This is a genomic window from Massilibacteroides sp. (assembly GCF_028705895.1).
Classification (GTDB): Bacteria; Bacteroidota; Bacteroidia; order Bacteroidales; family Tannerellaceae; genus Massilibacteroides.
Window position 1 is genome coordinate 16,934 of sequence record NZ_JAQWCQ010000052.1, and the last position, 10,613, is coordinate 27,546.

5 protein-coding genes are annotated in these 10,613 nt (G+C 39.5%); all 5 read left to right on the top strand.

The window, feature by feature from the left end; genetic code table 11:
* Positions 1-291 precede the first annotated feature (291 nt).
* A complete protein-coding gene (locus PHT93_RS12160; protein WP_300243330.1) occupies positions 292-2,817 on the top strand; it encodes a glycoside hydrolase family 9 protein in 2,526 nt (841 codons plus the stop codon).
* A gap of 289 nt (positions 2,818-3,106) precedes the next feature.
* A complete protein-coding gene (locus tag PHT93_RS12165) occupies positions 3,107-3,646 on the top strand; it encodes an RNA polymerase sigma-70 factor (RefSeq protein ID WP_300243332.1) in 540 nt (179 codons plus the stop codon).
* Between the two features lie 96 nt (positions 3,647-3,742).
* Complete coding sequence (locus PHT93_RS12170) at positions 3,743-4,831, top strand: FecR family protein (RefSeq protein WP_300243335.1); 1,089 nt, start codon at positions 3,743-3,745, stop codon at positions 4,829-4,831.
* A gap of 146 nt (positions 4,832-4,977) precedes the next feature.
* Complete coding sequence (locus PHT93_RS12175; protein ID WP_300243336.1) at positions 4,978-8,355, top strand: TonB-dependent receptor; 3,378 nt, start codon at positions 4,978-4,980, stop codon at positions 8,353-8,355.
* Positions 8,356-8,374: 19 nt separating this feature from the next.
* Entirely contained in the window at positions 8,375-10,318 is a 1,944-nt protein-coding gene (locus tag PHT93_RS12180) for a RagB/SusD family nutrient uptake outer membrane protein (RefSeq protein WP_300243339.1), read from the top strand.
* The last annotated feature ends 295 nt before the right edge of the window (positions 10,319-10,613 follow it).

The following is a 10,613-nucleotide window of genomic DNA, read 5'->3' on the forward strand; positions in this document are numbered from 1 at the left end:
CAAAATTACAAAAATCGACAAAACAATTAGAAAAACCCGCTTATTTACTAAAACAGACTATAAAATTTGAGTAAAAGAAGCGTTTTTTCATTTAGAGAAAGGTGTTTTTCTGTAATATTTTACCCCTATCTCGTCAGCAAACAATACCCACATTCTTATTTTATCGATCAGAATTTGTCTCAAAGAATAAGAGCCTGTTTTATTCTCAGAGAAAATCAGAAAAAAAACTGTATTTTAGTAGCACGAAAGAATCTGTAATAAAGAGTAAGAACAACTTATATAGTAAAAACCATGAAGACAGACAAATTTATTGTCGGATGCCTGCTTTTTGCATCTCAAACACTTGTATCTCAGAATTTCCAGTTATCTTCTTCCGGTTATTTTCAGAATAAAGGAGTAGATGTGATGGCATTTGATGATATTTATCCGGAAGGTCATCAGGGTGGTGTCTCACTAATTATGCATGGCAACCGGGTCGCTACGAATGGGGATATCCGATTGGAGCCTACTCCGGGACAATGGCAACCTGTACCCAAGCAAAGGGATAGAAAAGTGGATCAGACCGGGAATACGATTACTGCCTGGTTGAGTTATCCTGATACATCAAAGCATCTGACGGGGTTTAATCCGATGATCTATCCGGATATTACGTTAGACTATGTGGTTTCGGTGAAAGGAGAAGGGAAATCCGTTATTGTTACGGTTGATCTGAGCCAGCCTGTCCCTGAGGAGTTTATCGGTAAAGTGGGATTCAATTTTGAATTGTTTCCGGGTGCATTATTCGGAAAGCCGTGGATTATGGACAGCATGTCCGGTATATTTCCTCAACAACCGAATGGGCCTACTCTAACTGAAAATGCGAATATAGCACATTCCGGTAATTTTAATCCTGACGGCAAAGCAAGTCTCGGACATTTAACAAGTCACGGGAATGGATACAGTCCGATTGTCGCGGATGATATTGTCGCCGAGCCGTATGCAGTCGGCAAACGCTTTACTGTCCGTCCCGACGATCCGTATAACCGTTTCACCATAGAATCACAAGGCACTGTTCTGAAACTCTTCGACGGACGGATGAACCACAATAATGGTTGGTTTGTGTTGCGAAGTGAAGTTCCCGCCGGAGCAACAAAAGGCGCTATCCAATGGGTAATCACTCCCAATGTAGTGGAAGACTGGCTCTATAGTCCCGTTATACAGACCTCCCAGTTAGGGTATCACCCCAATCAATCGAAAGTAGCTGTTATCGAGTTGGATAAACGAGAGAATAGAAAAGACAGCCCGAAACTCTACCGGATAACCGAAACCGGTGAAAAGGAGATCAAAACCGGAACCACAAGCGACTGGGGGCAGTTCCTGCGTTATAATTATTTGTTGTTTGATTTTACAGACTTAAAAGAAGAAGGGCTTTATCAGATAAAATACGGTGATTCGTATTCCTCTGTTTTCCGTATCGCAAAGGACATATACGACCGCGGAGTATGGCAACCGGTATTGGAATATTTTCTTCCGGTACAGATGTGCCACATGCGTGTGAATGAGAAGTATCGCGTCTGGCATGGTTGCTGCCACATGGACGATGCCCGTATGGCTCCTATAGATTTCAATCATATTGACGGATATTCGCAAGGGCATAGCACGTTGACTTCGTTTAAGCCGGGCGACGTGGTGCCGGGAGTAAATAGAGGAGGTTGGCATGACGCGGGAGATTTTGATCTCCGGGTTGAGTCGCAAGCCGGTGAAACGTATATTCTGGCATTAGCGTATGAAGCCTTCAATATAAATTACGATGTCACTTCGATCAATCAGGACACACACGTTACTGAAATTCATCAACCGGATGGTAAAGCCGATTTGTTGCAACAAATCGAGCATGGTACACTAAGTGTTGTCGGAGCATACCGGGCATTAGGCCGGTTATATCGCGGAATCATCTGTAATGATCTTCGTCAATATGTTTTGTTGGGCGATGGTATAGCCATGACGGATAATGTGATTGGAAATGAAGATGACCGCTGGCTGTTTACGGAAGATAATCCAAACAGGGAACTGACTACCGCCGCCCATCTAGCAGCTGTTTCCCGCGTACTTAAAGGGTTTAATGATACACTAAGTGTACAATCATTGGCTGCTGCCCGTAATATATATATTAATGTAAGAAAAGGTGTTGATAAGGCAAAATCCGCGAAAATCCATGCGGCAGCTGAACTGTATCTGACTACGGGAGAGAAAGAATATAAAGATTATTTGCTCTCGGAAACGACATATATCACAGAAAACATAGACCGTGTAGGCTGGTTTATGGGACGGGCAGATAAGAAGATGCATAACCGTAAGTTTTCAGAAGCTATCCATAAGGCTTTAACCAGTCTGCAAACGCGATTGAAGGAACTAAGTGCGGAGACTCCTTATGGAATACCATACCGTCCCTACATTTGGGGAGCGGGTTGGGATATTCAGGCATTTGGATACCGGCATTATTTCTTACACACGGCATATCCCGAAATCTTTAGCCCGGAGCCGGTGTATAACGCGTTAAACTTTGTTTTAGGTTGTCACCCGGGTTCCAACACCTCTTCTTTCGCTTCCGGAGTTGGTGCGAAATCGGCAACGGTAGGTTACGGACTGAATCGTGCCGACTGGTCGTATATTCCCGGAGGGGTTATTTCCGGCACAGCATTAATTCGCCCGGATTTCCCAGAACTATTTGAATTTCCTTATCTCTGGCAACAGGTCGAATATGTAATGGGAGGCGGTTCTTCGCATTATATGTTTCTGGTGTTGGCCGCCCGGCAATTGCTGGGGCAGATCAAGTAAAAAAAACGGTTAGAAGTGGATAAAAACAAGGTTTTATTACCTGAAAAAACCGATTTTTAAACATGTTGAAAATCAACAAATAAAACACCCCCGAAAATATAAAGGATATTTTTCCAAAAATAAAGGATATTTTTCCAATTATATCCTTTATATTTTTTCATTCAATAGTATGCATAAAAACGGGAATTATAGAAACAAAAAGAAACAATCTATTTAGTATCTTTGGGGCAAAATGATTTTGCATTAATGGAAAGCGGATGCCTGCCATTATGCTTCACAGAAACACGAAATGCAGATAAATGACAGTCAGATAAAAAGAATAGTAAAAGGAGATCAAAATGCTTTTCGTCTTTTTATGGATATGTATTCTAAAGATTTGTTTTTTTTTGCGCAAGGATATGTAAACTCCCGCGAAACAGCGGAAGAAATTGTCAGTGATGTTTTTCTGGAAGTTTGGCATAATCGTCAGGCTCTTGATCAGATACGTTCCATAAAATCATGGTTGCTAACGATAGTCAGGAATCGGGCTATCTCGTATTTAAGAAAAACGAGTGTGAATCATTCTGTTATATCTTTTGATTCTATTGAAGATTTTTTCCTTCCGGCGGTTGTCTCACCCGACGAACAGATCATAAGTAAAGAGGAGATTGAAAACATTAATCGTGCAATAAATAACCTTTCTCCTAAATGCAAAGAAGTTTTTCTCTTGGCTAAGTTTGAAAAACTCCCCTATAAAGAAATAGCGAAAATGCTTAATATATCTGTAAAAACCATTGATGTTCATATAGCTAACGCCATTCAAAAGATATCCGAAATTTTATATAAATAATTTTTCTAAAAAAAACATCTTTTCATATAAGAGATTTCTTCAACACTTGCGTCTTATTTATTGTAACAGTCCAAAAAATAAGACACAAAAAGTTAAATGAAGGATAAAAGAAAAAAGATCGTTTATTATTGGGAAAACTGCGATCCTGTAGGAAATGAAGAAATTACCAATTCTATTCGTAACAAAACATTACGCAAGATAGAGGCAGAGTCTAATTTGTCTCCTCTTCCGGAAAATAAGAAAAGCCAGAAAAGAATCCTCCGGACTGCGATTATTTCAATTGCCGCATCTGCGGCTATCCTTGTCGCCGCCGTCCTCTCTTTCAACCTTTTATCAAAAGACACGAGCTTCGAGGAGATGATAGTTTCAACGGAATATTTATCCACGACCGAAAACGATCAGGTAACCTTAGTGATGTCTGATCTAAAAACAATACATATATCATCGGAAACACAAATAGCCTACTCTCCTGATGGTTCGTTCAAGATAGGTTCGGAGAAACCGATAAACCAGGAAGAGACTAATTTTTCTGCAGAAAAGATATATAACCGATTAATTGTTCCCAAAGGTAAACGTTCGGAATTGATCTTGTCTGACGGAACAAAGATATGGGTAAACTCGGGAACGAAAGTAATTTTTCCTACGGTTTTCAAGCAGGATAAGAGAGAGATTTATGTAGATGGTGAGGTATATATGGAAGTAGCTCATAATGCGAAAAAGCCTTTTTACGTAAACACGGAAGGATTTGATATAAAAGTATTAGGAACTGCTTTTAATGTTTTTGCATATAAAGAAAACAATGCAAGAGAAGTCGCTTTAGTTAATGGTAAAGTTGAAATCACGGATGGAAATAACAAATCTATCGAAATGATTCCTAATGAATTAGTCTTATTCGAGAAAGACAATATTATAATGAAGGAAAGCGTAAAAGCGGAAGATTACAAGGCGTGGGTGAATAAAATACTTATTCTCAATGGAGAGAAGTTGAGCGCTATCCTAAATCGGTTGAGCTTAATGTATAATACCAAAATAAACTGCGATCCGTCCTTGTCCGAAGAAGAACTATACGGAAAATTTGATTTGAACAACAATATTGAAGAGGTTATTGATTACTTGAAAATAATGCTGCCGATTTCATCTTACAAGGAAAACGGAACGTTTTATTTACAAAGAAATAATATATAAATGTCTAACTTAATTAATATACCATGAGAGAGAAAAGCTAATGCCATGAAAAACAAACCGGATGATATCCCCTTATCATCCGGTTAAGATTAAACATCAACGCAATAAGATTATGTTAACGTTAATCCAGAAAAGTATGTAAAGTTATGAAAAATAATAACATTCTTCGAAATCGTTCAGGAAATAAACATATATCATTCCTGATGATTATCAGTTTCCTTTTTCTTTCTTCTATCTCATTACACGCCGAAAAACACGATTCGGTAATGAAGAAAGAGCAATCTTTTACAATGAAAATGGAAAACCAGACTGTAAAAGAATTTATCAATTATATTGAAAAAAACAGTGAGTACATTTTTTCTTACACAAAGAATGTATTAGGGCAACTTGAGAAAAGAGTGTCCGTAAGAGTTGAAAACAAAGAGATTTCAGACATTATGGAGATTCTCTCTAAAGAGGCTGGCCTTAACTATGAAATCAAAGGAAGACAGGTTATTCTATCTAACAAAACTGAAGCTCCTCAACAAGTTAAGAAAGGAGTCAATGTCAACGGTACAGTATGGGATGAACAGGGAGAACCCTTGATCGGGGTGAATGTCTCTATTAAATCTACGAGTACAGGTACTACAACCGATATTAATGGTAATTATTTCCTGTCTGTTCCTGATAAAAACGCAGAATTAGTATTCAGTTATATTGGTTATCAGCCGACAACAATAAAAGTTGGAAACCAGATCAATATCAACGTCAACATGAAGGAGATTTCCACCGGATTGAATGAAGTCGTTGTGGTAGGATTCGGTTCGCAAAAGAGAGAATCGGTTGTTGGTTCTATCACGACTATCGAACCGAATCTTCTACAACAAAGTCCGACACGTGCTTTAAGTAATAATTTAGCCGGTCAGGTAGCCGGTGTTATTGCAGTACAACGTTCGGGAGAACCGGGATCCGATGGTTCAAGCTTTTGGATTCGTGGTATTTCGTCTTTTCAAAATGCCGGTCGTAGTCCATTAGTCTTAGTAGATGGAATCGAACGTACTCTGGATGATATGGATCCGGCAGAAATTGAATCATTCTCTGTTCTGAAAGATGCTGCAGCAAGTGCGGTATATGGAGTTCGTGGAGCGAATGGTGTGATCTTGGTTAATACGAAAAGAGGTAAATTAGGAAAACCGTCAATAAATGTTCATTATGAACAAGGGTTTACTCAGCCAGTCAAATTACCCAATTTCATTGGCTCGGCCGACTATCTATCTTTAATGAATGAACTTTCAACTGATGGCGGTGGTCTTGAAATTTATTCTCCTGATATAATCGAAAAATATCGGACAGGTGAAGACACCGAACTTTATCCGGATGTTGACTGGTTGGATACGATAACCAAAGATCATGCAAGTAATCGTCGCGCCAACCTGACGGTTACCGGCGGTAGCGACATTCTTCGTTATGCCTTAGTGGCTTCTTATTATGGTGAATCAGGAATCTTCGAAAGGGATAAGAGTCAGACCTGGGATTCTTCTACGAAGCTGAACAAATACAATATGCGTTCAAACGTAGATGTTAATATTACGAAAACAACTATAGCTCGTGTAAGCGTAGGTGGTTATCTTCAGGACACTAACGGCATGACATCATCATCCGACGATGTGTTAGGTGCTGCTTTTGAGACACCTCCTTTTGTACACCCTACGATTTATTCAACCGGAGAAATTCCACGCGTAAAGTCAAGACAAAACCCATGGGCTAAAGCGACGCAACACGGATTCCAGACCTATACCAATGCAAAGATTGAATCTTTATTTTCTTTGGAACAGGATTTAAAATTCTTACTTCCGGGTTTGAAGATAAAGGGATTATTTTCATTCGACAGATATATGGTTTCCGGTATTTTACGTTCAAAGAGTCCGGATTATTACAATCCGGCATCATCCAGAGACGAAGACGGAAACTTAGAACTTTCTATTGCTGACTACGGACAAATGTTCTTAAATACAGAACAAAAGAAGGAATGGGGTAACCGGGCTACTTATATAGAAGGAAGCGTAAATTACAATCAGCATTTCGGCAAGCATAATGTAGAAGGTATGTTCTTGTATAATCAAAGGGATTATCAGAATGGAAGTGTGGTGCCATACCGTCGAATGGGTATTGCAGGTAGGGCTTCTTATAATTATGACAACCGTTATATTGCCGAGTTTAACTTTGGATATAATGGTTCGGAAAACTTTGCTAAAGGGTATCGTTTCGGTTTCTTCCCATCATTTGCTTTAGGTTATTTGCTTTCGGAAGAAGCATTTATGGAAAACTATAAAGAAACAATTTCTAAATTAAAATTGAGAGGTTCATGGGGATTGGTAGGAAACGATCAGTTAGCCGGACGCCGTTTTGCTTATATCACAACAATCAACAGTAGTGATGACTACCAATACAAATGGGGCGTAAATAATGATTATCACCGTACAGGGCGATTTGAAGGAGATTTCGGGATACCTAATTTGACTTGGGAAACTGTGGCAAAAACAAATATTGGTTTTGAACTTGGCTTGTGGAATGCCTTGGATTTGCAGGTTGACTGGTTTAAGGAAAAACGCGAAGATATCTTCATGAAACGAAACACGATCCCTTCTGCTGCCGGATTTATAAATACTCCTTGGGCTAATTACGGGAAAGTTGACAACCAGGGGGTTGACATCTCTCTTGTTTACAACAAACAAATTAATAATGATTGGTTCGTTGGTTTCAGAGGAACCATGACTTATGCAAAGAATAAAATCATAGAACAGGACGAAGCGCCGGGTGTAATGGGAACAAACCGTCAACGTACCGGTTTGCCTGTAAATCAATTGTTCGGGTTAGTTGCTGACGGATTATTTACAGAGGATGACTTTATTGATGTTGAGAATGGAATTCTGAAGGATGGAATACCTGATCATACATTTGTTTCTAAAATAAGACCTGGAGACATTAAATATGTAGATATTGACGGAGACGGGGCAGTGACAGACATGGACGAAGTAGCTCTGAAAGGAACAACCGATCCACAATTAGTTTACGGTCTCGGGGGTAATATCAAATACAAAAACTTTGACATGAACATCTTCTTCCAAGGAATCGGAAAAACCTATCGCTTTATTGGTGGAACCGGTTTTATGCCGGGTAGTTCTATGGGGGCTATGTATAATATTTTCGATAATTATCAAGATCGTTGGACTCCGGAAAATCCGAGTCAGGATGTATTTTATCCACGTTTGACTTACGGACAGAATGAAAACAATTCCAAAAACTCCACCTGGTGGTTGCGGGATATGAGTATGCTCCGCATGAAAGACTTAGAGGTAGGATATAGCTTCTCTAAAAGCTGTCTTGTTCCTATGGGAGTGAAATCGTTACGGTTATATCTGAAAGGGACGAATCTGTTGACATTCTCTAAATTTAAGATGTGGGATCCGGAACTTGCTACCAGTAATGGTATGAAATATCCGATTATGAAGTCTGTTTCATTTGGTTTGGATATTAATTTCTAACATTTAATTAATATAGATTATGAAAGCAAAAAACATAGTAAAATATATAGGTGTCACTCTATTATGTGCCGGGCTAAACGGTTGTGCCGATTTTATTGATAATGCCCCGGATGATCAATTGGATTTAGAGATGGTGTTCAACGACAAGACACGTACTGAAGACTGGTTAGCCAATGTTTATTCGGGAGTACCGGATTCGTATTGGAAATTTGCAAAAGATATTGGTTGGGATACTGTTGGAGATGACATCACTCCTTCACAACGTTGGTTACAATGGTGGGGCGGTTCTTTATTAAATTTCAGAGTGGGAAACTTCTACACAAGTTCAGGTTGGAACAGTAATTTCTGGAACCAATTACCACAACGGATCCGGTCTGCCTATATCCTCATTAATAATGCGCATGCAAATCCTTTGCAGAAAGTAACTGAGGAAGATATTGAGTTAATGAAAAACGAATGTCGTTTTTTAGTTGCCTACTATTATTGGATGATGACGGAAGCGTATGGAGCAGTACCCTATTATAGTGATGTATTGGATGTTAACACACCATTAAGCGAAATGATGGTCGGTCAGATGGCTTTTGACGATATGGTCAATATGTTAGACCAGCAATTATTGGAACTCTCCGAAAAACTTCCGGCTAAATGGGAAGAAGCATTCTTCGGAAGAGCAACCTCTATTGCTTGTTTAGCTGTTCGTGCTCGTATGCTCTTATTTGCAGCAAGTCCATTAGTGAACGGAAACGAATGGTACAAGGGAATGACACTATATGACGGCAAAGAACGCTTTAACAGCACTTACGATGCCAACAAATGGAAGAAAGCAGCAGATGCCTGCAAACTGTTAATAGAAAAAGCAGAGGCAGCCGGTCATGGATTATATTATGAGTACACAAGTGATGGAAAAATTGATCCGTTTATGTCCACTTATAATCTTTTCCTCAAAAAAACATCGGAAGGAAATAACGAAATATTATTCGCCAGACCTGATTGCAATTATGGAGAATGGGAAAAACACTCAACACCTCGCGGATGCGGTGGAAATGGAGGTATGGGTGTTACTCAGGAAATGGTAGATGCTTTCTTTATGAAAAACGGGCTATCTCCTATCTTAGGTTATAATGCAGACGGTTCTCCTATCATCAACGATGCTTCGGGCTATACGGAATCGGGATTTTCTACCGAACCGGAAATAAGAAATACAAAATGGGATCCGTGTCGGAAATCTCCTGATGTAAAAGCAGGTCAGATTACGTTGTCTAATACATATAATATGTATAGCAATCGTGAACCACGTTTCTACGTTTCCGTATTATTCAACGGTACCTGGTTCCATCAGGAAGGACGTACCACACGCATGATGTCTAACGAATGGGACGGTGGTCCTACACATGATGCTCCTCAGAACGGGTATCTGAACAGGAAAAAGACGTCATTAGAGTCTATCCCAAGAGACGGGAAACGCCCATACCGTCCGGCAATACTATTCCGTCTGGGAGAAGCCTACCTGAATTATGCAGAAGCATTGAATGAAGCGACACCGGGACATAGCGATATTATGCTTTATCTGAATAAGATCCGCGAACGTGCCGGTATCCCCGAATACGGAACAGGAACTGACAATAATGGCTTCCAACGTATTTCTTACAAAGACGATCAGGCAACAGTACGTGAATTAATCCGTAAAGAACGCCGTGTAGAATTATGTGCAGAAGGAATCCGTTATCATGATATCCGCCGTTGGAAATTAGGTGAAGAGCTATTGGATGGTTACGATCATGGAATGAATTTCGCAGGAACTGAATATTCAGATGACAAATCTGATCCAAAGGCGTTCTTCGTTCGTACAAAAGCTCTTTTACGCAGTTACGAAAAGAAACAATACTGGATGCCTATCCATCAAAGCCAGATCGACACAGACCCAACATTAGTACAAGCTCCTTTCTGGGAAAGTGAAGAATAAAGAAACCGCAATCTAAAAAACAATACCACTCCCCTATAAAAGTCTTAAATACGGCTTTATAGGGGAGTTTCTTTTTGTGTACAAATGAATATCAATATCAGAGATTACACTCTTTTTCGACAACTCTGTTTACATTTATCTATCATAAATTTAAACTTAGATATAAAACGGATCAGTCCGAAACCCCGGTTGTTATTACACTTGGATTATGTCGTTTCTAATGGGATAACCTCGATAGGTTAGAACAAATCGTGGACAGCAATATAAGAAGGTGAAAGAAAAACAAAATAATAGC

Excerpts from the sequence above, each read along its gene's own strand:
- PHT93_RS12160 (WP_300243330.1), top strand. The coding sequence starts at position 292 with ATGAAGACAGACAAATTTATTGTCGGATGCCTGCTTTTTGCATCTCAA.
- PHT93_RS12180 (WP_300243339.1), top strand. The coding sequence starts at position 8,375 with ATGAAAGCAAAAAACATAGTAAAATATATAGGTGTCACTCTATTATGT.
- PHT93_RS12165 (WP_300243332.1), top strand. The coding sequence starts at position 3,107 with ATGCAGATAAATGACAGTCAGATAAAAAGAATAGTAAAAGGAGATCAA.
- PHT93_RS12170 (WP_300243335.1), top strand. The coding sequence starts at position 3,743 with ATGAAGGATAAAAGAAAAAAGATCGTTTATTATTGGGAAAACTGCGAT.
- PHT93_RS12175 (WP_300243336.1), top strand. The coding sequence starts at position 4,978 with ATGAAAAATAATAACATTCTTCGAAATCGTTCAGGAAATAAACATATA.